This window comes from Phycisphaerales bacterium (genome assembly GCA_016716475.1).
In the GTDB taxonomy this organism is placed as follows: domain Bacteria; phylum Planctomycetota; class Phycisphaerae; order UBA1845; family Fen-1342; genus JADJWG01.
In genome coordinates this window covers 1,673,406-1,694,421 of the sequence record JADJWG010000001.1, presented here as the reverse complement: position 1 = coordinate 1,694,421, position 21,016 = coordinate 1,673,406, and the positions used below count along the sequence as shown (strand labels likewise).

21 protein-coding genes are annotated in these 21,016 nt (G+C 64.5%); 12 read left to right on the top strand and 9 right to left on the bottom strand.

Annotation, left to right across the window (positions count from 1 at the left end):
* Positions 1-17: 17 nt before the first annotated feature.
* Positions 18-1,661: an NAD+ synthase gene (locus IPM18_06950; GenBank protein ID MBK9119329.1), complete on the bottom strand. Its 1,644-nt coding sequence runs from the start codon at positions 1,659-1,661 to the stop codon at positions 18-20.
* A 102-nt stretch (positions 1,662-1,763) separates the two neighbouring features.
* Between IPM18_06950 and IPM18_06945 the strand changes: the two genes are divergently transcribed.
* From IPM18_06945 to IPM18_06935, 3 genes are all read left to right on the top strand, one after another.
* Positions 1,764-3,479 (top strand): hypothetical protein, encoded by a 1,716-nt coding sequence (locus IPM18_06945; protein MBK9119328.1) that lies wholly within the window; start codon positions 1,764-1,766, stop codon positions 3,477-3,479.
* A gap of 69 nt (positions 3,480-3,548) precedes the next feature.
* Positions 3,549-3,878, top strand: a complete 330-nt coding sequence (locus tag IPM18_06940) for a 4a-hydroxytetrahydrobiopterin dehydratase (GenBank protein MBK9119327.1) — start codon at positions 3,549-3,551, stop codon at positions 3,876-3,878.
* An 87-nt stretch (positions 3,879-3,965) separates the two neighbouring features.
* Complete coding sequence (locus IPM18_06935; GenBank protein MBK9119326.1) at positions 3,966-4,673, top strand: hypothetical protein; 708 nt, start codon at positions 3,966-3,968, stop codon at positions 4,671-4,673.
* Between the two features lie 12 nt (positions 4,674-4,685).
* Here the strand turns inward: IPM18_06935 and IPM18_06930 are convergent, their stop codons facing one another.
* Together IPM18_06930 and IPM18_06925 are read right to left on the bottom strand one after the other, a co-directional pair.
* Positions 4,686-5,312 (bottom strand): YceI family protein, encoded by a 627-nt coding sequence (locus IPM18_06930; GenBank protein ID MBK9119325.1) that lies wholly within the window; start codon positions 5,310-5,312, stop codon positions 4,686-4,688.
* Positions 5,313-5,480: 168 nt separating this feature from the next.
* Positions 5,481-5,942 (bottom strand): PilZ domain-containing protein, encoded by a 462-nt coding sequence (locus tag IPM18_06925; protein MBK9119324.1) that lies wholly within the window; start codon positions 5,940-5,942, stop codon positions 5,481-5,483.
* A 179-nt stretch (positions 5,943-6,121) separates the two neighbouring features.
* Here IPM18_06925 and trmB point away from each other — a divergent pair, with 179 nt between their 5' ends.
* Complete coding sequence (gene trmB, locus IPM18_06920) at positions 6,122-6,730, top strand: tRNA (guanosine(46)-N7)-methyltransferase TrmB (protein MBK9119323.1); 609 nt, start codon at positions 6,122-6,124, stop codon at positions 6,728-6,730.
* Positions 6,731-6,752: 22 nt separating this feature from the next.
* On the opposite strand, the gene purN is transcribed toward trmB, so the two are convergent.
* Positions 6,753-7,397, bottom strand: a complete 645-nt coding sequence (gene purN, locus IPM18_06915) for a phosphoribosylglycinamide formyltransferase (protein ID MBK9119322.1) — start codon at positions 7,395-7,397, stop codon at positions 6,753-6,755.
* A gap of 186 nt (positions 7,398-7,583) precedes the next feature.
* On the opposite strand from purN, the gene IPM18_06910 reads away from it, so the two are divergent.
* Positions 7,584-7,931, top strand: coding sequence for a hypothetical protein (locus IPM18_06910; GenBank protein ID MBK9119321.1), 348 nt, complete (start codon positions 7,584-7,586; stop codon positions 7,929-7,931).
* Positions 7,932-7,950: 19 nt separating this feature from the next.
* Here IPM18_06910 and IPM18_06905 read toward each other — a convergent pair whose 3' ends face one another.
* The 3 genes from IPM18_06905 to IPM18_06895 form a co-directional block, all read right to left on the bottom strand.
* On the bottom strand, positions 7,951-8,199 hold the full coding sequence (locus IPM18_06905; GenBank protein MBK9119320.1) for a hypothetical protein: 249 nt from the start codon (positions 8,197-8,199) through the stop codon (positions 7,951-7,953).
* A complete protein-coding gene (locus IPM18_06900) occupies positions 8,196-8,726 on the bottom strand; it encodes a hypothetical protein (GenBank protein MBK9119319.1) in 531 nt (176 codons plus the stop codon). The genes IPM18_06905 and IPM18_06900 overlap by 4 nt, the downstream gene beginning before the upstream one ends.
* 61 nt (positions 8,727-8,787) lie before the next feature.
* Positions 8,788-9,015, bottom strand: coding sequence for a zinc ribbon domain-containing protein (locus tag IPM18_06895; GenBank protein MBK9119318.1), 228 nt, complete (start codon positions 9,013-9,015; stop codon positions 8,788-8,790).
* A gap of 144 nt (positions 9,016-9,159) precedes the next feature.
* Between IPM18_06895 and IPM18_06890 the strand changes: the two genes are divergently transcribed.
* The 6 genes from IPM18_06890 to uvrA all read left to right on the top strand — a co-directional run bounded on the left by IPM18_06890 (position 9,160) and on the right by uvrA (position 17,357).
* Positions 9,160-11,010 (top strand): 50S ribosome-binding GTPase, encoded by a 1,851-nt coding sequence (locus tag IPM18_06890; protein MBK9119317.1) that lies wholly within the window; start codon positions 9,160-9,162, stop codon positions 11,008-11,010.
* Positions 11,003-12,754 carry a GTPase domain-containing protein gene (locus IPM18_06885; GenBank protein MBK9119316.1) on the top strand — a complete coding sequence of 584 codons (1,752 nt, stop codon included), beginning with the start codon at positions 11,003-11,005 and terminating at the stop codon, positions 12,752-12,754. The genes IPM18_06890 and IPM18_06885 overlap by 8 nt, the downstream gene beginning before the upstream one ends.
* A 261-nt stretch (positions 12,755-13,015) precedes the next feature.
* Positions 13,016-14,104 carry an acetyl-CoA carboxylase carboxyltransferase subunit alpha gene (locus IPM18_06880; protein ID MBK9119315.1) on the top strand — a complete coding sequence of 363 codons (1,089 nt, stop codon included), beginning with the start codon at positions 13,016-13,018 and terminating at the stop codon, positions 14,102-14,104.
* Positions 14,105-14,126: 22 nt separating this feature from the next.
* Complete coding sequence (locus tag IPM18_06875; GenBank protein MBK9119314.1) at positions 14,127-14,483, top strand: DUF971 domain-containing protein; 357 nt, start codon at positions 14,127-14,129, stop codon at positions 14,481-14,483.
* 122 nt (positions 14,484-14,605) lie between these two features.
* Positions 14,606-15,163 (top strand): DUF2617 family protein, encoded by a 558-nt coding sequence (locus IPM18_06870; protein ID MBK9119313.1) that lies wholly within the window; start codon positions 14,606-14,608, stop codon positions 15,161-15,163.
* Between the two features lie 130 nt (positions 15,164-15,293).
* Positions 15,294-17,357 (top strand): excinuclease ABC subunit UvrA, encoded by a 2,064-nt coding sequence (gene uvrA, locus IPM18_06865; protein ID MBK9119312.1) that lies wholly within the window; start codon positions 15,294-15,296, stop codon positions 17,355-17,357.
* A gap of 103 nt (positions 17,358-17,460) precedes the next feature.
* Here uvrA and IPM18_06860 read toward each other — a convergent pair whose 3' ends face one another.
* Both IPM18_06860 and IPM18_06855 read right to left on the bottom strand, forming a co-directional pair.
* On the bottom strand, positions 17,461-18,588 hold the full coding sequence (locus tag IPM18_06860; GenBank protein MBK9119311.1) for a hypothetical protein: 1,128 nt from the start codon (positions 18,586-18,588) through the stop codon (positions 17,461-17,463).
* Between the two features lie 20 nt (positions 18,589-18,608).
* A complete protein-coding gene (locus IPM18_06855; GenBank protein ID MBK9119310.1) occupies positions 18,609-19,502 on the bottom strand; it encodes a hypothetical protein in 894 nt (297 codons plus the stop codon).
* 522 nt (positions 19,503-20,024) lie between these two features.
* Between IPM18_06855 and IPM18_06850 the strand changes: the two genes are divergently transcribed.
* On the top strand, positions 20,025-21,011 hold the full coding sequence (locus IPM18_06850; protein ID MBK9119309.1) for a site-specific DNA-methyltransferase: 987 nt from the start codon (positions 20,025-20,027) through the stop codon (positions 21,009-21,011).
* The last annotated feature ends 5 nt before the right edge of the window (positions 21,012-21,016 follow it).

Here is a 21,016-nt window from a genome sequence, read left to right as displayed (position 1 = left end):
CCGCGGGAGAGTGGGGGTCACCCCTCGGGCGCGGCTGCGATCGGCATCCGTCGCCCAAAGCCGAACGCTCGCGACGTAACCTTCAACCCGGGTGCCGCCTGCTGCCGCTTGTGCTCGCTCCGCCGGATTTTCCGCAACACGTCGGCCACGACCGCCGCGTCAAAACCTGCCGCCACGATCTCGTTGGCGGTCTGCATCCGGACCTCATACCGCTCAATGATCTCATCCAGCACCGCGTAGGGCGGCAGTGAGTCCTGGTCGGTCTGGTTCGGACGCAGTTCCGCCGACGGCGGCTTCATCAGCGTCCCCGCCGGAATGATCTCGCGCCCGGCCACGGCATTCAGATGCTGCGCCACGGCGTAAACCATCGTTTTGGGCACGTCGCTGATCACCGCCAGCCCGCCACACATGTCGCCGTAGAGCGTGCAGTATCCCACCGCCAGCTCACTCTTGTTCCCCGTGGTCAGCAGCAGGTGGCCGAACTTGTTCGACAGCGCCATCAACACAACCCCGCGGGCCCGGGCCTGCAAGTTCTCCTCCGTGACGTCCGCCGGCCGACCTTCGAAACGTGGCTGCAGCACCGCTTCAAAAGCCGCATGGAGCGGCTCGATCGGCACAACTTCGAACTGCAGACCCAGGTTCGTGGCGAGGACACGAGCATCGGTGACGCTGTGCACACTACTGAAGCGGCTCGGCATTGCGATCCCGTGGACGCACTCCGCGCCCAACGCATCAACCGCGAGTGCGGCAACCAGGGCGGAGTCGATCCCGCCCGACAAGCCGATCACGGCCGAGCGGAAACCGCACTTGCCCAGATAGTCTCGCACGCCCATCGCGAGTGCGGCCCGGACCGCAGCAGGCCCTTCCGGCATAATCTCCCGCCGCGTGGCGGCCAGGTCGTCCAGATCGACGATCAGCAAATCCTCGGTGAACGCCGCGGCCTGCCCGACCAGGCGCCCTTGTGCGTCAGTTACGCAGGAGGCGCCGTCGAACAGGATCTCGTCGTTCCCCCCGACCTGGTTCACAAACAGCAGCGGACGGCCGTGGCGCCGGGCATGGTCCGTGAGCAACGCTGTGCGCAAGGCGGGTTTACCGAGGAAGTACGGCGACGCGGACACGTTCAGGATGAGGTCGGCACCGGCCACCGTCAGGTCGGCGATCGGGTCGGCCTCGTACAGCGGAAGCCCGAGCATTTCTTCGCGCGACCACATATCCTCACAGATCGTGACGCCCAGGCGCAAGCCGCCGAACTCGACAATCGGCTGCGGACCGCCGGGCTCGAAGTAGCGCACTTCATCAAAGATGTCGTAAGTCGGCAGCAGGCGCTTGCGCCACGTGGCGCAACACCGCCCCCGATGGAGCAATGCGGCGGAGTTGAATACCGGGCGACCAAAGCGGGCCGTATTGGGCTCAGCAAAGCCGACCAGGGCGGCAATCTCCCCGGTGTCGGCTGCGATTTCGGCCAGCGCGGCCTCATTGCGCGCGATAAGATCGCGACGCAGCAGCAGGTCGCGGGCCGGATAGCCCAGAATGGCCTGCTCCGGAAAGACGGCGAGGGCGGCACCGGTAGCGCGGGCCCGGGCCAGTCCGGCCCGGATTCGGGCGGTATTGCCGGCCACGTCGCCGACAATCGGATTGAGTTGCACGAGCGCGAGTTTCATCGCGGTACAGTGTAGCTCCGCGCGCTATGCTCGGGTAAGCCGGGGGGGCCGGCAGACGGGTACCACCGGCCGGGCGGCCGAATTCCGAACGAGGTGCTGCGCATGCAACAGGACAGGCGACAAGCGTGCCACAAGGAGCGCAACGCGCGGTGCCGAAGTGCCGCCCGCGCTTGGACGACGTTGCTGGTGCTCGTGCTCCTCGGACCCGTACAGGCGTTTGCTCAAAACAGCGCCGAGGTCTTTACCTACACCCTGCGTCCGCGGATTGAAACCGGTGTGCTCGAAGTTGAGCTACGCTGGGAGACACGCGGCCGCACGAGTTCCCGGCTGTGCATTTCTCCCCGTTACGGCTCGGTGGCGAACGTCCCCGCGCTGCTGCGCGACCTGACCTTCGACGGGGCGGTGGAGGTCCGCCCGGAGGGTGCCTGCTGGCAAATTCAGCACCGCCCTGGTGCGGAGCTGCGGGTGCGGTACACCGTTGACCCCGGGACCCGTACGCTCGAGTGGGACAACACACACGCGCCGGTCACCACACGCCATTTCTTCCACGGCATCGGCAACACCTTTATGCTCGCACCACCGCCGGGCTGGGGGCACCCGCACGAATTCGAGTTTATCGTGGTGTGGGACATCCCGCGCAACTGGCGGGCAGCGTGCTCGTGGGGCTACGGCCGTACCATCGGCGGACGCATCAGCGCGGACGAGTTGCGGCATGCGGTGTATCTCGCCGGCGAGCTGGTGACACACACTTTGCCGGTCGAGGGGGCTCGGGAGCTGCGCGTCGTGATGGTGGATGCTTTTGCCTTCGATGCCGAAGCGTTCGCGACGCGGGTCGCGCAAATTGTCCAGGACCAGGTCGCATTCATCGGGGACGCCCGGTTCCCGCACTACTTCGTGACTGTCGTCCCGGTGGGTCCACCGCTTGCAGCCGGCAACGCGCGGCTAGCGGGGGCCGGGCTCGACCAGGGATTCGCGCTTTGGCTCGCACCTCGTTCACCCTTGGGCCCGCCCGTGGATCACCTGTTTGCCCACGAGCTTTTCCACCATTGGAACGGTCGCGTGCTGCGGGCAGCGCACCCCGGCGGGGAGGGTGCGCTGGCCTGGTTTCTCGAGGGCTTCACGGAGTACTACGCACTACGGCTACTGCGCGCGGAGCAGCGCTGGGACAACGCGACGTTCGCGGAGTGGATGAACCGGCATGTCCGGGCGTACGCCGACAACCCCGCCCGCAATGCCTCCAACGATGAGATCGCGGCCCGCTTCTGGAGTGATCGCCAGACTTACGGCGAAGCGGCGTACCAGCGCGGCGTCATGCTGGGTCTGCGCTGGCACCAACTGGCGCGCGAACGCGGCCGGCCGGAGGGGGTGGATGCGTGGCTGCGGGCGCTGCTGGCGAAAGCCGGCGATGGAGTATTGGAGCTCTCCAACGAATTGCTGCGCACCGAGGGTGAGCGTGCTCTGGGGGCGTGGTTCGGCGCGGAGTTCGACCGCTACGTCGTGCAGGTGGCGGATGTCGAGGTTCCGTCGGACGCACTGGAACCCTGGCTGACGGGGCGCGTCGGACCGGTCTACGCTTTCGAACTCGGCTTCGACCGCCAGGAGTCGCTGGCAACTCAGCGTGTCACGGGTCTCCTGCCGGGGTCCGCGGCCGAGCGGTCGGGTTTGCGCGACGGGGATGAACTTGTAGGATGGAACTTGCACGACAACCCGGATGAAAGGATCCAGTTGCAGGTGCGACGCGGTGCACAGGTGCGAACGATCCGCTATCTGCCGCGGGGCGAATCGCGGGATTTGCTCCAGTTTCGACCACGTGATTGAGCGCCACGGGTCGCCCTGCCTTGGGGATGCCGCCGCATCCACAGGCAACCCGGTACCGAGGGAGCGAACGTGTCCGATCTGTCCAAACGCGCGTGTGTCCCTTGCCAGGGCGGCGTCCCCGCGCTGAAAGGCGACGAGATTCTTCCACTCCTTAAACAGCTCACCGGCTGGCAGGTCGTGGAAGAACACCACCTTGCGAAGTCGTACTCATTCCCCGACTTCGCCACCGCACTCGTCTTCGTGAATCACCTCGGGGCACTCGCGGAGAACGTCGGCCACCATCCGGATATCCAGTTGTCATGGGGCCGCGTGCACATCGAGATCTTCACGCACAAGGTGGATGGCCTGACAGAAAGCGATTTCGTCCTGGCTGCCCGTGTCGACCAATTGCCGCGGTAGTCCTCCCGTGGTTCCGCCTTTCAGCGCGCCATTGCCGTCGTGCCGCCGCGCGCCCATACTGCCGAGACCACACCGAGACACCGGATCATGAGCGGTCACCCCTATTGCAGTCACTGCGGTTACACCCTGACGGGTCTGACCGATTCTGCGCGCTGCCCGGAATGCGGCCAGCCGCTGGTCGAGATCCTCACGCGCGGCCCGCAGCCCGCGGCGCGCGGCTATCGCTTCGTTTCCGAGCGGCAATGGTTCGGTCTGCCACTGCTGCACATCGCTTTTGGACCGTCCGGGACCGAGCGTCGCGGTTGTGCCCGTGGCATCGTGGCCATCGGAGACCTCGCATATGGTGTGGTGGCGGTCGGCCCCATTGCCTGCGGCATCCTGGGTTTTGGCGCCATCGGTGTGGGCTTGCTCGGTGTCGGGGGTCTCGGCGTGGGCCTGCTTGCATTGGGCGGCGGCGCGGTGGGCGGACTGGCATTCGGAGGATTGAGCATCGGCATTCTGGCGGTCGGTGGCCTGTCGATCGGCTGGATCGCGCAGGGTGGACTCGCCATCGGTTACTTCGCACAGGGCGGTGCAGCCATCGGCCCGTACGGAGTCTCCGGTACCCGCCAAGATCCTGTGGCGATTGCGCTGTTTGAGCGGTTGCGGTGGCTTCTCGGCCAGACGGGCCGCGGTGGACTTCTCAGCGCCGCGATGCGCGCGATCAACGCCACGCTGTATACCGCCTTCGCGCTGTGCATCCTGATCTGGCTCGGAAATCGATTCGCGCGACGGCGGCAACTCCCCCCCGAATAGTGCCACCCGGCGTTACTGCCGCACACCCTCGACGGCCACCGTCAGCCGGACCTCATCACTCAGCCCTTCCAGCATCGTGGTCATGCCGTACTCGCTGCGCTTGATCGTGAAGGTGGTCTCCCAGCCCGCGCGGTACTCCCCACGCATGCCCGGACCGGTGCCGGTGATCTCGAGCGGCACGGTGATCGTCTTCGTGACGCCGTGCAACGCGAGTTCGCCGGTTACGTCGAAGGTCTGTTCGCCCGTTTTCTTGAAGCCCGTGCTCTTGAAGGTGATTTCAGGGTACTTGTCGGCATCGAAGTAGTCCGGACTGCGCAGGTGACGGTCGCGACCTTCGTGGTTCGTGTCCACGCTGGCCGTCTTCACGGTAACCTCGATCCGGTTCTGTGAGGGTTCGGCCGCGTTCAGCGCAAACTGGCCCGACAAGTCGTTGAACCGCCCGTAGAAGTAGGCGACGTTCAGATGCTTGATGCGAAACACGTTCGACGAATGAACAGAGTCGATGCGGTAAACATCCGTCTTCGCCTCGGTCGTGCCCGATTCCTGCGCCTGGACAAGCGTTTCCTGTCCCACGACAGCCAACGGTACGGCAACGAAAGCCGCCAGCACCAGGCCCACCAGCCCATGACTCTTCTTCATGCGATGATTCCTTTCGCGATTCAATGGAGTGCCTTGCGACTGCCATCGGACAGCCACTCAGCGCGCTGGGGGACATGTCGGCCAACCGCGCCAACACCGCCCGGTCGCGCAACAACCTAGATGGAGGGTAGTATCCCCGACCCCGCTTCGCCCAGTGTATCGCGCTGTTCAGCGCCGCAACCCGGCCACCACGACATCACCCAGGTACTCGGTGGGGCTCGGCCCAGATCTCCGCCGCAGGGTCCCTGGCCGAGCCGTCGCCCGGGCCCGCTCATCGTCTCCGAATTGCAGTGGGACCCCCGCGTCCACCTCGAAACGGACAGCGATACGGCTGGTCACCGGGGTCACGTGATCCAGGCGCACCACGCGGCCAAACTGCGGCAGCGGTGCAGCATCTTCGCGCACAAACCGGTCTCGGACCGGCATCTCCGCGAACTCGAGCCGGTCCCCAACCGCGGGCAACCCGGTGGTCGGCGCGATGAACGCAGCGCCCCCCGCGGACATGTCCAGCATCCACCCCCCACGACGCTGATGGGCCCGGCCGCCGGGGCCATACCAGAAGGCGAACGCCTTCGGAACCCGTGGATCGCGACGACGCTCCAGCCAGTGGGGGGCTTCCGGTTGCCGCACGTGTGTTCTTCCCTTAGAACGACCCGGCAGGAAATGCGCACCCTCGTGCGCTCCGCTAGGTAGGAAATCGGCACGGTTCCGGTGCCCCTCCAATAGCCCCGCCGTCAGCGCCGGGCTCTGGGGATCGTGCTGGTGGGACGAGGCACGGCACCCCCCGCTGTTCGAAGGAGTCCACCGCCTTGAGCCCTCCGACCGTGGCCGTCGATCCGCTCCTGCTGGCGCCCGGCTTCACCTGGGACCAGCTCTTCGAACCCGCGCGTCCAATCGAGGTTGAGATCGGCTGTGGCAAGGGCGGCTTCCTCCTGCGACGCGCCAAGAACTGCCCCGAGCGGAGCTTCCTCGGTATCGAATGGGCCAACGAGTTTTATCGCTACACGGTCGACCGAATGCAGCGCTGGAACATGGCGAACGTCCGCGTCGCACGGACAGACGCAAGCCACTTCATTCGACTCGCGTGCCCGCGCACGAGCATTGCTGCGCTACACATTTACCACCCTGACCCTTGGCCCAAAAAGCGGCATCATAAGCGGCGGCTCTTTCAGCCGGCGTTCGTCGATGCCGCCGTCGCGTGCCTCGTACCCAGGGGACGACTTTCGATCCAGACGGATCATGCGGAGTACTTCGAGATCATCTCCAAGCTGGTTGACACTCAGCCGGGGCTGCAGAAGGTCCCCTTTTCCGCACCGGAATATGGGGTGGACGAAGAAGGGGTCGCGACCAACTTTGAGATCAAGTACCGCCGCGAGGGCCGCCCGATCTACCAGCTTGCGGCTGAGCGCATCAACTGACACCGACTAACGTAACGCGGCCTCAGAGCCCGCCCTGCAAGCACCCGAGACCCTCGTCCGCAACGCGCTGCAGTATCTCGGGCAACAGTTCACGCTCGGCCAGCCCTACCCGCGCCGCCAACCTTTCAATTGTATCCCCTTTCTCCACAGCAACTTGTCGCTGCGCAACGATGGGACCATGATCGTACAGGTGATCAACGAGATGCACGGTGCAACCGCTCACGGACTCCCCCGCCGCAAGTACCGCGGAGTGGACGTGTGCTCCATAGAAACCGCGGCCGCCGAAACGGGGTAACAGTGCGGGGTGGATATTGAGCACCCGCCCATCGTAGTTCGGTGGGAATTTCCAGAGCCGGAGAAAGCCCGCCAGCACCACCAAATCAACTTGGGCAGCATCAAGATGCGCGGCAATTGCCGCGGAAAAACCCTCATCATCAAGGAAGTCTCCCCTCCTGACGACCGCCGTCGGCAACCTCGCGGCCACCGCGATCTCCAGACCACGCACGCCCGGACGCGAACTGACGACCTGGTGGATAGCCACACCACGCAGACGCCCGTCGGCGATACGCTGAATCAGGTTCTCCAGGGTTGTGCCGCCACCCGAAATCAACACCCCAAGCCGTAGCGGTGGCCGACTCCAAGCACCGTCTCGTTCGTCGGGCGGCATCGCGATGGGGTCTCCCGGGAAGCGGCCATACCCCCATTCCGGCAGTTGGGGCACCGCAGACCAGCCGATAGAATACCGACGCTCGGATTACCGGGCGAGCCGATTCATAACTGGGCGACCGGAAGCCAGCTCCGCTTCCAGCGGTGCTGGCTCCTCAGGGGTCGTTGGCCGCAGAGGACACCAAACGTGGCACGTACTAACGAGATCGAAGGGCAGGCCGTGCTCAGTTTGTGGCTCGGGCTTGCGGGGTTCGTCGCGTTTCTGGGCGCGGCCTTTCTGCTGATGCGTAACCTCGACATCGCAACACTGATGGTGACCTATCGCAGTTCAGCGTGGTTGTTTTTGTTGATGGGTGGGCTGCTGGCGTCGCTGGCACTATCCGCGACAGGGTGGGTGCTTGCTTTCAACACGGCCGGGCACCGCCGCAATTCCAAGTCGGGCCTGTCCTGGATGTGCTTTTTTCTGAATGCCGGCGTGCTGCTGCTGGCAGCACTGGCGGGGTTGTTCTTCTACTTCACGCGTCAAGCGGCCTGAGCCGAACTGTGCTTGGCACTCAGAAGAGCCGGATTGCCGCCATGTGCACAACGTAGAACCCGGCCGCAATGAGTACCATGCCCACGATGATGCTGATAAAGGCGAAGATCGTCGGCCGGATCAGACCCTGCAGATCGCGGGCACGCGTCGCCCGGTAGACCACTGCGACACACGCCACCAGTGGCAGCAGCATCCAGAGGCGCGCATGCGGCGGGAGGGTCGCCGGTTGCACAAAGAGCCACGCCACCAGCAGGTCGGTAGCGATCATCGCGCGGCCTCCGCCGGGGGAGACTTCATGTCACGATGGAAGGTGGGCAGGCCCGTCTGGGCCCGCGAAACAGCATCGAGAATCACGAGCAGATTGAGCAGGCCAGCCGTCGCCAGATAAATCTGGGCAATGTCCGACTCGGGGAAGAACGACATGTAGCGGCGCTCGGTTGCGGCTTCGACAAACGCCGCATACTGCACCGGTTCGCGCATCTGGTCGGGGACACGGGTGAAACCGAGGTCATTGAGGACATTCTGCTGCAGGCCGCGGCTGGCGAGGGTGAGGGGCAGCGTGTATCCACCGACACCCAGCTCCGCGAAGTACAACCAGCGGTTGAGTTGCGGATTGACCGATGACAGGACGCCACCGTACGCCAGGCCGACCATGTAGGGAAAGCTCACCGCGACGAGAAGCACGACCGCCAGTCCGCGTTGGCCCAGGTACCAGTGGCCAGCGCCCGGCACCAACCACGATAGCACTCCAGCGAGCACGCTGCGGTTGGTGGTCTCGGTGTTAGGTTTCGCCACTTCGAGGGATTCCAGGGCTGGGAAGAGGCCGTCTCACCGACGCCACGGGTGCGTGAACAGGTCAATCCATCATGGGGCAGGAGCCGTTGGGGTCTCCACAGCGACCACAGCCCCCGCGCGGTTGTGGCTGCGGAGCACTTGCGGCGTGTGCAGCGAAGACACTGGGCTGACGCTGCACCTTACGCGCCCCGCAGGACGGGCAGCGCACGTCCGCCGCCGCGCTCGGGGAACGCAGCAGCTCCTCAAAGCGATGTTGGCACGCCGGACACTCAAACTCGTAGATCGGCACGTCTCCGCCTCCACCAGGGTCGCTTTTCCAGCAGTATAGGAGCCAACCGCAACCCTCGCAATGAAACCGAAACCACGCATCCCCGCCGAAAGGAGCCGGCGGGCACGTCGCGAAGCACGCTTCCTTCGGACAGAATACCGTCCCGTGAGCACCAACCCGACGGCAGCACCGACTGGCGAAACCAAGCTGGCGACCTTTCTGGGGCGCCTGCTGGCGGCTCACACCGCGCGCCCCGCCGAAGGCCGGCCGCTCTCCAACGATCCCACTATCACGCTGCGGCTCGCAGAAGCAGCTCTGCGTTATGCCGACAGCCCCGTCCCGCGCCCCCGGCAGTTCGCCGTGCTTGGGCCGACTCAAACAGGCAAGAGTACCCTGGTAAACGTACTGCTCGGCCAGGGTGCGGCCGCAGTCAGCCCGCTGGCCGGTTTCACGATTCACGCGCAGGGCTTCTGGCTCGACGGCGAGCACGATAGGAACGACACACCCGCCTGGATCACCGCACTATTCCCCGGCTACACACACGGCCTTCCCAACACGCTGACACGCACAGATCTGGCTGCGTTCTCACTCGCGCGCCTGCCCATCGTAGCCGACGGCGACACGCTCTTCGCCCGCACACCTCTGGTGCCGACGCCGGCCGTTGTCTGGGATACACCGGACTTCGATTCCCTTGCGGCGCGCGACTATGTGCGCGGTGTGCTCGAGACGGTCGCACTCGCCGACCACCTGGTGCTGGTGGTGAGCAAGGAGAAGTACGCAGACCTGACCGTCTGGCAGATGCTGGAATTGCTCGCGCCCCTGGGCCGCCCGCTGACCTTCATCCTCAACAAGCTCTCGGCCGACGGTGAGGGACCGATTCGAGCGGCGCTGGAGCGGCGCCTGGCCGACCGTGGGACGGTGTGGGGTGTGGTTCCGATCATCGCCCTGCCCTATGAGCCGGGACTGGCGGGGGGCGACGGGACCACGTCACACCTGATGATTGCACACGAATCCACGCGCACCACCTTGCGGACGGCCTTGGCCCGGGCAGCGCCATTACCGCACTTGCGACGATCCGGCGTGGCGCGGCTGCTGCGAACGCACTGGGACACCTGGCTCGCCCCCGTGCGGGCTGAGCACGAGGCCCTGGGCGCCTGGCAGGATCTGGTGACGGCGTTTGCATCGGACTTTCTGCGCGCGTATGAGCGCGACTACCTCAATCACCCCGAACGCTACGATGCCTTCCGCCGTGCGACCGTGGAACTGCTTGCCCTGCTCGAGTTGCCCCGTATTGGTGGGCTCATGCTGCGTATGCGACAGGCCGTCACGTGGCCGGCACGACAGGCGTACGCTTGGTTGCGCACTTCTCGTCCGACCGCCGCCGGACCACACGGCGCGGTGCACAGTCTCGGCGCGGAAGCCGGTGTGCTGATTGATACACTCGATACCCTGCTGCTGCGTCTGCAACGCGAGCTGTTGCTGCGCTGCCAGCCCGGGGAACCCGCGTCCGCAATCTGGCGCGCCCTTGAGCGGACACTGGAGAACGCCCGCGGCGCATTGCTCGCACAGTTCAGCGTCGCCATCCGAACGCACCACGAGCACGTTCAGGCCGAAGTGCGTGCGGCCGCCGGTCGGTTGTTTACCGAACTCCAGAAGCACCCGGCCCGGCTCGCGGCCCTGCGCACGGGGCGCGCCGCAGTCGATCTTGGCGCCCTCTTGCTGGCCGTGAAAACAGGGGGCCTGACCCCGCTCGACCTGATATGGGCCCCGGCAACCTTCGCCCTGTCCAGCTTCCTGGTCGAGGGCTCGGCCGGGCTGCAGATGCAACAGGAGGCCCGCGCGATTCGGCGCCGACAACGGGTGGCCGTGGAGAATACCCTGGTGGCGGGCGTGCTCGTACCCCTGCTGGCCGATCTCACGAACCAGCTTGCACCGGAAGCCTGCTGCGGGATCAATCCGGACGAGGTCACCGCCGCGACAACCGCCCTCGCAGAGTGGGAGGAAACCCATGCCTGAACGCGTGGCGAACCTGCTGGAGCGCTCAAAGCAGTGGGCCGCGCAGGCGGCCGCCGGCGGCTGGCTCCCCCCTCCGGAGATCGCTGCTCTGGAATCCCTCGAACACGCCACGCCCGCGGACCTGTTTGTCCTGCCGGAGCGCCGTCCGCTCGTCGTGGCGCTCTTCGGGGGTACCGGCGTCGGCAAGAGCAGTCTCCTGAATCGGTTGGCAGGCGCACCCCTGGCGCAAGTCGGGGTTGAGCGTCCGACCTCGCGCGAGGTCACGATCTACGTACACGAGGACATCGAACTGGCGGAACTACCCGCAGTCCTGCCGTTGAACCCACAACGCATCTGCCGCCATCGGCGCGACGAGTACCGCGATGTGCTCTGGCTTGACGCTCCGGACATCGACAGTGTTGAGCCCGAGAACCGCGCGGTCGCGCTGGCCTGGTTGCCACACGTGGACCTTGTTTGTTACGTGGTGAGCCCAGAACGCTACCGCGACGATGCCGGGTGGCGCGTGCTCTTGGCGCGTGAACATCGCCATGGTTGGCTGTTCATCATGAACCAGTGGGACACGGGCGATGTGCGGCAGATGGATGACCTGGCCAGCATGTTGCATGCCGCCGGATTCGTGGAGCCGCTGATCCTGCGAACCTGCTGCCTGCCAATGGCACAGAAACTACCCTCTCCGGATGAGTTTGAGGATTTACAGCGTCTGCTCGGCAACCTGGTGACCGCCCATGCGGTGCGTGAACTGGCCCGCCGCGGAGAAACCGCCCGGCTGCGCGACTTGCGAGCGGCACTCCTGCACGCGCTGCAACGCTGCGGTGCCGATTCCGCCTGGGCTCGGCTGCGCGCCACGACGCTGGAACGTTGGGGAGAGACGGCGGGGAAGATACTCACGGGAATCTCCTTCGCCAGCGCCGGAGCAGCGGCCCGGCTTGCAGACCGGGTTGGTGTCTGGGTCCACGTGCAATCCACGTTGTCCCACCTGGCGCGGGAGGTCGCACCGCTCCGTAGCAGAGCCCCGACGAACATCCCGCTCACACCCGGCCCCGAAGCGAACGAGGTCGATGCCGTATGCCGTAGTCTGTGGGACGAATGGACACAATCCAAGCTACAGGCCACGATCGACGGTCTGGAGGTCGACACCCAACACGCCGGACTCGCCGCCCAACCGTTGCGGAACCGCCTCACCGAAGTCGCCGAAGGTGCGGCAGAGTGGGTCGCCACAGAGCTTGGCGACGCCGTTCGATACGCGCTCGCACGTCCCGGAACCGCTTGGCAACGTGCGGCGCGGCGGGTCACGGGCTTCCTGATGGTATTCCTGCCCGCAATGGCGCTGGTAGCGGTCGGTTTCCAGGTGGTTTGGACCTATTTTGAGGCGGCGACCGGACGGGCTGCTTTCCGGGGGGTGGAGCTCGCGATTCACAGCGCGCTCCTGGTGTTGTTTGCGTGGGGGGTGCCATTCTGGTTCGACCGCCTGCTTCGTCCGTCCATTGAACGTACTGTGGCCGTAGCTCTGCAAGGGGCTTGGAAGAGTGCCTTGGCACGACTGGAGGATGCGCTCGCACAGGCCGTCGACGAGGTGGCCGACACGTCTCGACAAGTAGCTGCCGGAGGTCGTGAATTGGTGGCGGAGTGCGATCGATTGTTGCGAGCTGACCTGGGGGGCGAACCACCGGAACCTATCCGGCGATTGCTGAGTACGGAATCGGTGGCGCACGCCACCAGTCCTCGATCAGCAAAAGTACGCTAGATCTGGTAGTGTGCAATCATCGCTAATACCATGGGATCGAATCAATTGGCACCTGCGCAAAATTCAACCATGCCACCTGCCGAACTCGGACCCACCCAACATTGACGGGAATCCGTCCACAGTTGCATACCCAACCCTCAAAAAACCCTTGCGTTCAGACGGCCTGGTCGCCTACCATTTGCCCGTTCTGACAGACGGTATCTGGGTGCGGCCTGCCGGCGCGGCGGTCCGCAGAAAGCGCGGCCTGTCTGGTTGGAGCCCATGAACAAGACGACATCACCCTCCACTGCACAGGCAGGGAGTGTTACCAGCGTGCTCGAATTCGAGAAGCCCCTCGTCAAGATGGAGCAGGAGATTGCCCGTCTGGAAGCGGTCCAGGCCGATTCAGGTCGGGATTACTCCGAAGTCATTGCGGGCATCCGGGCACAGCTTCAGACTCTTCTGCACCAATCGTATGCCAATCTGACCGCATGGGAGAAGGTCCTCGTGGCCCGGCACCCTCGTCGGCCACTCGCGCGGGACTATATCCGCATGCTCGCCGATGACTTCTACGAGTTGCACGGGGACAAGCTGTACGGCGATGACCACGCGATCGTGTGCGGATTCGCCCGGCTGGCGGGCCATCGCGTGATGCTCGTGGCGAATCAGAAGGGGCGGGAAACCCGTGAAAAAATCGATGTGAACTTCGGCTGTGCCCACCCCGAGGGCTATCGCAAGGCGCTGCAGAAGATGCAACTCGCCGCGAAGTTTCGTGTGCCGATCGTATCGCTCGTGGACACCCCCGGCGCATACCCGGGCGTCGAGTCCGAGGAACGTGGTATCGCCCGGGCAATCGCTGTCAGTCTCATGGAGATGTCCCGCCTGCCAACGCCGATTGCCGCCTGTGTCATCGGCGAGGGTGGCAGCGGCGGCGCCCTCGGCATCGCCATCGCCGACCAGGTGGCCGTGATGGAGCACGCGTATTACTCCGTCATCAGCCCCGAGGGATGCGCTGCAATTCTTTGGAAGGAAGGAAGTTACGCTTCGCGCGCTGCAGAAGCGCTGCGCCTGACGCCCTCAGAACTCAAGCGCCTTGAACTGATCGACGCGATCGTCCCCGAGCCCCTCGGCGCCGCCCACCGCGATCCCGAGGGTGCTGCCCGGAATCTTGAGGATTGGCTGGGCAAGACCCTGCGTGATCTGAAGCGACTCAAGCTCGACACACTGCTCAAGCGGCGCTACGACCGCCTGCGGAAGCTCGGCAGTTTCATTGTCGACACAAGCCCCGAAGCCGAAGCGCCGACCGCCAAATCGGTCGGGCGTCGCGCACCACGGTTCCGCAATCCTGCACCGGCTGGCCCGAAGGCCTAACCAACCTGCTGAGCCCCCCGGGATGGATGGCGACGCAACACGGCCGGTCGAGATAGAGCTTCAACGGCCGTCCACCCTGCGCATGCGCTGGGCAGACGGCCTGGTCGGGGTGATTTCCCTGCCCGTGCTACGGCGCGCGTGCCCCTGTGCGACCTGTCGGACAGAGCGGGAGGAGCGTAACGAGGGTGCATTGCCGATGGTCCCTGCGGGGGGGGCCGCCCAACGAATGACAGCCATTGAGACACTTGAATTGGTGGGGCATTACGCGCTGCGACCCACTTGGGCAGACGGGCACACCAGCGGTATTTACAGTTATGAACTGCTGCGGGCCTTGTGCGTAGAAGCAACAGGGACGCAGTCCGCGGAGCAGACTCCGTGACCGCGCTCGAATTCTCGCCCCGGAGCTTTTTTCCTAGGTCGTCTCCAAACCGTGTGCTATACTCGCGTCCGTTTGACTGGATCAGCTAATTCTGAAAGGGTACTTCCTTGCCGGACCACGCGATGAACAACACCGAAATGAGCAATGCGACACTGCAGGCCGTCGACCTGCATTTATTCCTGTTTGAGCGCCCGTTGCATCCTGAACTCTTTCAACGGTATGCCACCTTCCGAGTAGAGCAAGGTCGTTATCATGCCGACATTTGGATTATCGGTCTAAGCCACGTGCTCTCACTCACGATTGGCAGCAAGTGTTTGACCGAAGTGTTATCGCGGGAGGGCGATGTTCCGGCTTCGCGCGGCGTTGTGACGCGCTTCCGGCTGAAGGGGGAACGGGATCACGAGCGCAGCACGCCCGACGGGTGGAATTACATGGTCAGCACCCAGGTCGAGACCATGGACGAAGCGCTCTACAAATCCGTCCACAACGATCTTTTGCGCCACACCGAGAAGCGCGGCTGGTTCCAGGCCTACGAACACATGGCCGACGGTGACCTTGTGCCATTCACCTACATGGATCACGAGGCCCGCGATCGCGAGTTCCACCTGCATGCGTTCCACGCCTTCCCGGCCGAACGCACGCTGGTGAAAACCCAGTCGATCATCGAACTCCCCGGCTAGCGTCCCTGCGTATCGGCAACACCCCACACGGAACTGGTCCGCTTCCGCCGCCCGCGGCCATGGGTCTACGCTGCGCCTCCGCCCAGATCGGCTGCCACGGTGTGACGCGCGCACCTACAATGTCAGGCCCATGAGCAAGCGCACCCGCCGGGTTTCGATCGAAGCTCCCACGCCGCTTCCGCCCGCGGCAGACGCCGGTGCGCCTCCCGCCGAGAACGTGCGTGATGATCGCTCTTTCATTCATGTGAACGGCGCGCGCGAACACAACCTCCGCAACGTTGCACTATCTCTGCCAAAGAATCGCCTGATCTGCCTGACGGGCGTTTCCGGCAGCGGGAAGAGCAGTCTCGCGTTCGACACGCTTTACGCCGAGGGGCAGCGCCGCTACATCGAGTCGCTCAGCGCCTACGCCCGGCAGTTCCTCGGCCAGCTCCCCAAGCCCGACGTCGATCAGATCACCGGGCTATCCCCGTCGATTTCGATCCAGCAGAAAACCAGTGGCTGGAATCCGCGCAGCACCGTCGGCACCATTACCCAGATTCACGACTACGCTCGTGTGCTTTTCGCCCGCGCCGGCACGCAGCACTGTCCCCAGTGTGGCGACACGATCAGCGCCCAGACGCGCGAACAGATGGTCGGTCGCGTGCTGGCTCTGCCCGAGCAGACCCGCTTGCTGATCCTCGCGCCGAAGATCCGTGCACAAAAGGGGGAGTATCGTGACCTCTTCCAGGAATTGCTGCACACCGGTTTCGTCCGGGCGCGCGTCGACGGCCAGATCATCGAACTCGCCGAGCCCCCCACGCTTGACCGCTATCGTCGCCACGACATCGAAGTGGTCATCGACCGGCTCACGGTCCGCTCCAATGCCCGCAGCCGCATCGCCGAAGCTCTCGATCTCGCTCTCGAAATCGGGTCTGGCACGGCCCTCCTGCATGTTCTCGCCGATCGCGAAGCAACCACCCCACGACGCGCGGCGCAGCATGACGGGCACGACATCCTGCTCTCGGCCGGTTTTGCCTGCACCCGATGCGGGCTGGGTTTTGAGCCGCCGAGCCCACAGATGCTGAGCTTCAACAGTCCGCAGGGCATGTGCCCGCACTGCGACGGATTAGGCACCCGTTTCGATTTTGATCCCGAGCTGCTCATCACCGATCCGACCAAGAACCTGCTGGCGCCATGCATCGCCGCACTGCGCCACAAACCCGGTCGCTGGGCACGGCACTTCTACGAAGGCGTGGCACAGCACCTCGACTTCGATTTGCGCACCCCGTGGAACAAGCTATCCAGCGCAGCCCGGCGTGCGCTGCTGTACGGCACCGGCGATGCACACATCACGTTCGAATGGCGCGGACGCGGGGGGTCGTGGAAGCACGGCGGCAAGTTCGAGGGCATCATCGCCGATCTGCACGCCCGCCACCGGAAGTCCGGCTCCGCCCTCGTGCGCCGTTTTTACGAGCAATTCATGCGGCAGGCACGTTGTGCCCGGTGTAACGGGGGGCGCCTGATGCCTCAGGCCCTCGCCGTCCGTCTGACCGGGCATGCCGACGGACCGGACCAGCCCCCCGCCGCGCTGAATATCGATGAGGCCTGCCGCCTGCCGATCCGCCGGGCATTGACCTACTTCGAGCATCTCGTTCTCGACGAGGTTCAGACCTTGATTGCGGCTGAGCCCCTCAAGGAAATTCGGGCACGTTTGCACTTTCTGCTGGATGTCGGCCTCGACTATCTCACACTCGATCGCCCCGCACCCACACTGTCCGGTGGCGAATCGCAGCGGATCCGACTCGCCAGTCAGATCGGTTCGGGCCTGGTGGGGGTGCTCTATGTGCTGGATGAGCCCAGTATCGGCCTGCACCCACGCGACAACCTGCGGCTGCTCGCTTCGCTTCAGCGGCTGCGCGACATGGGCAATACGGTCGTCGTCGTAGAGCACGACCGCGACACGATGACGGCGGCCGACTTCGTCGTGGATTTCGGCCCGGGGCCCGGGTCGCGCGGCGGCCTTGTCGTGGCCAGCGGTTCGGTGGCCGAAGTAGCGGCACATCCGGACTCGCTGACGGGAGCGTTCCTCTCCGGCCGAGAAGCGATCGTGGTCCCAGCGACGCGTCGGCCGATCACCGTACCCGCGACGGCGACCGGCACTCCGTCCACCGCGCGCTCCCGCCGGTTACAGTCCCCCCCGCCGGCGCGTTGAGCGGCGAGTTCGTGTCACGCGCTGAGAAACAGGTACGGCCGGCCCGAGCCAGGGGCCCGGGTCGGCCGTGCGCTGGTGCGGTCAGGTGTCCCGCTACGCAGCGTCAAGGGAGAACCGTCGTGCAGGGCTCCGGATTCGCCTTGATCTGGGCGATGAAACTGGAGATGTCCGCGAAATTCACGAGTTCATCACCATTCGTATCGCCGTTCAGATAGGCACAGACGCCGGCAGCGGGGTCGTACGTCCAGTTGTCGGGGCTGCCCGCCTTGAGAGCCGCGATAAAGAGCGAGATATCCGCGAAGTTGACCAGCTCGTCACAGTTCATGTCGCCCGGGCAGTACTGTGCCGCGACGTCGCTGGTGAACGTCCGGCCGACAACGGTCAGGTAGAACATTCCCGGAGGGGTTCCACCGAACCAGAAATGGCGTTCAACCGCGGTCGGTGGATCGGCAAACGGACCATCCACATCGTAGATCCAGTAGCCGTTGATGTTGGCGTCGGGGCCCTGCGTGATACGCCAGCCGTTGTTCGTATTGGGATTGTCAAGTGACAGCCCCAGCATGAATCCGTGGTAGCCGGCCGAATGGGTGCTGTTCAGGGGCACGGTGAAGAGCGGCTCGTTTCCATCACCACTCGTGATGAGCCACAGACCGGTCGTCCCGGTTGCCGGAAACAGCCCCGAGTCGAACGTTTCGAACGGGACATCGAGAGCCGTATCCGGCGGAACCGTGCCGGTCGACATCGAAGCATAGTAGAGGTTGGCATTGGTGGCCGGGGCCGGGTTCGCCCGGAAAATGCCATACGTCACCCGCCACACCTCCAGCATGTCGTCTCCCGGGTTGATGCGTGCGTCGGGAATCATGACATCGTCGAAGGCAACCCGCGGCGTTCCCTGCACTCCGTTGCCGGGGTGAAATCGAAAAGTCGTTTCATTGGTGTTGGAGTAAAGTGTCGCCGGAGACCCGGGCAGGCACCCCCACCGGGCGAGGCGGCTGGCAGCAATCATCCCGGTAATCTGGAAGGAACCACCCACGTAGATCGCGGGGCCGATACCATCCTCAAAAAGAGCCAGTGCTTCCGGCGGCTGATTGACGCCCGTATGCAATGGCGACCATGCCGTACCATTCCAACGGGCAATCCGCGTGGCCGCCTGGCCCCCTGCCGAAGTGAAGAATCCACCGGCGTATAGTGCCGGGCCCGACCCATCGTCGAGCGTCGCAAGGACGGTCACCTGGCTATTCACCTGGGAACTTAGCGCCGACCAGGCCGAGCCATTCCAGTGCGCAATCCGCGATGCCGAGAGTCCGCCCGCCTGGGTAAAATGCCCCCCACGTAGAGCGCTGCGCCGGTACCGTCGTCAAAGACGGCCAGCGCCGTGACGAACGAATCAAGGCCGCCACCCAGCGGAGACCACCAGAAGCCGTTCCACCGCGCAATGTTCTGCGCGTTGCCGCCGGCTGCCGAGAAGAAAAATGAACCCGCCGCATACAGGGCCGGACCATTGCCGGAGTCATATACGGCCAGTGCCCGAATCACGCCGCCGGTCATCGAACTTGTCAGTGCCGACCAGGTGGTGCCGTTCCAGCGGGCAATGTTGCGCGCCGGCTGGCCGCCCGCAGTGTCGAATTCTCCCGCCGCATACAAGGCCGGGCCACTACCGTCATCGAAGACCGCCAGGGCGTTCACTTCGGCATTCACAAGCGTACCGACAATGCCAGCACCGAGGGGAGCCCACGCGGTTCCGTCCCAGCGCGCGATGTTGTTCGCCGGCTGTCCTCCGGCCTGGTCGAACCGCCCACCGACATAGAGCGCCGGGCCACTGCCGTCATCAAAAACAACCTGAGTATTGACCCAGCTATTTCCTAAGCTATAGGACAGTCCACCGTCCAGCGCTGCCCAGTCTGTGCCGTTCCAACGGGCGATACTGGCGCAGGGCAGGCCGCCGGCATGGTTGAGCAGGCCGCCGACATACAATGCCGGCCCGGTACCATCATCAAAGACCGCAAGCGACCTTACCGTAGCATCCACACCCCCTCCGACTTGGCGCCAGAACTGCTCACACTGACCATGAACCGGAACCGCGAGCTGGCCGATGAGAACCAGGGCCAGAACCCCACCCATTACTCTGCTTATACGTTTCAACATGATCACACTCCCTGGTGCGCTTACGGATTCAGACGCCATACGCTCCGACGCTACGAGCAGGACCACCCCACATGGGGCGGCTGAAATCGCGTACGAGTAGACGTGCCACAATCCACAATGTGGCGCCACAGCCGTCCGCCACAACGAGAAGGCGCACAAGGTACTGATGCCAAGCACCGGTCTTGCTGATGGGCGGCGATTGGGGTGCTCTGCAAACCGTCGGTCCGAACGAGACTTGCCTCACCCATTAAGGGCGCCGGGTCGAACCCCGGCGCAACGAACAATCCCCCGACCTGTCGGGAAGTGACGCGGGCAGGCGTTCGAACGCCGGTAGCCGCTCTAACGCGGACCACGAGGATGCCCCCGCCCGGGACCGCGAAGCCCTGACCAGCCCAAGAACCCCAAGCCACTCGGCTGTCGAGCACAACAGCCCCACAGGATAGGATGCCACCTGGTTGGTGGTAGGCGTCGGCTAGAGCCGTAAGTCGTCCGTTCGGATGGTGAATGAGCAGTCATGCAGACATGCAATTCTTGAACCACGGGTCGAAGACCGTCGTGTTGCGGGAGTACGCGCCGCCCAGCATCCGGCGCTTGCGCGAGTCCCAGAGCGCGATTCCGGCACTCGCCAAGGACGAGGCGGCCGCCCGCGAGATCGAGGCGGTCTTGCCGACTCTCCCGACCAGCCACGTGCTGCGCCGTGCAGACGCGCGTGAGCTGGATGATCTGCCGGACGAGAGCGTACACCTCGTCATTACGTCACCACCGTACTGGACGCTAAAGCAATACAACGACAGCGCTGGACAACTCGGCAGCATGCCTGACTACGATCGGTTCCTGGCCGAGCTCGACCGGGTATGGCACAATTGCTTTCGACTGCTCGTGGCCGGTGGCCGACTGATCTGCATCGTTGGCGACGTGTGCCTCTCCCGGCGCAAGAACGGCGGCAGGCACACGGTAGTCCCGCTGCATGCCTCGATTCAGGAGCATTGTCGCACAATCGGATACGACAACCTCGCTCCGATCATCTGGTACAAGATCGCGAACGCGACGCTCGAAGCGTCGGGCAACGGGGGCGGCTTCCTCGGTAAGCCCTACGAGCCGAACGCCGTGATCAAGAACGACATTGAGTTCATCCTGATGCAGCGTAAGCCCGGTGGGTATCGCAGCCCCAGTTTCCTGGAGCGGGCTTACAGTGTCGTTCCCGATGCGTTGCACAAGGTGTGGTTTCGGCAGATTGGGGCTGACGTCCCCAGCGCTTCAACACGCGATCATCCGGCGCCGTTTCCCGTCGAGCTTGCCATGCGGCTCATTCGCATGTTCAGTTTCGTCGGTGACACCGTCTTCGATCCGTTCCTGGGGTCGGGAACAACCAGCTTGGCAGCGTGGCAAACCGGCCGAAACAGTCTCGGAGTTGAGATCGACAGCGAGTACCTCGCGCTTGCCGCCCGACGGTTCCGCCAACATACCGGAACACTGACAAGCCGCCACCATCTCAGCGTCGACCTGTAGGGGAT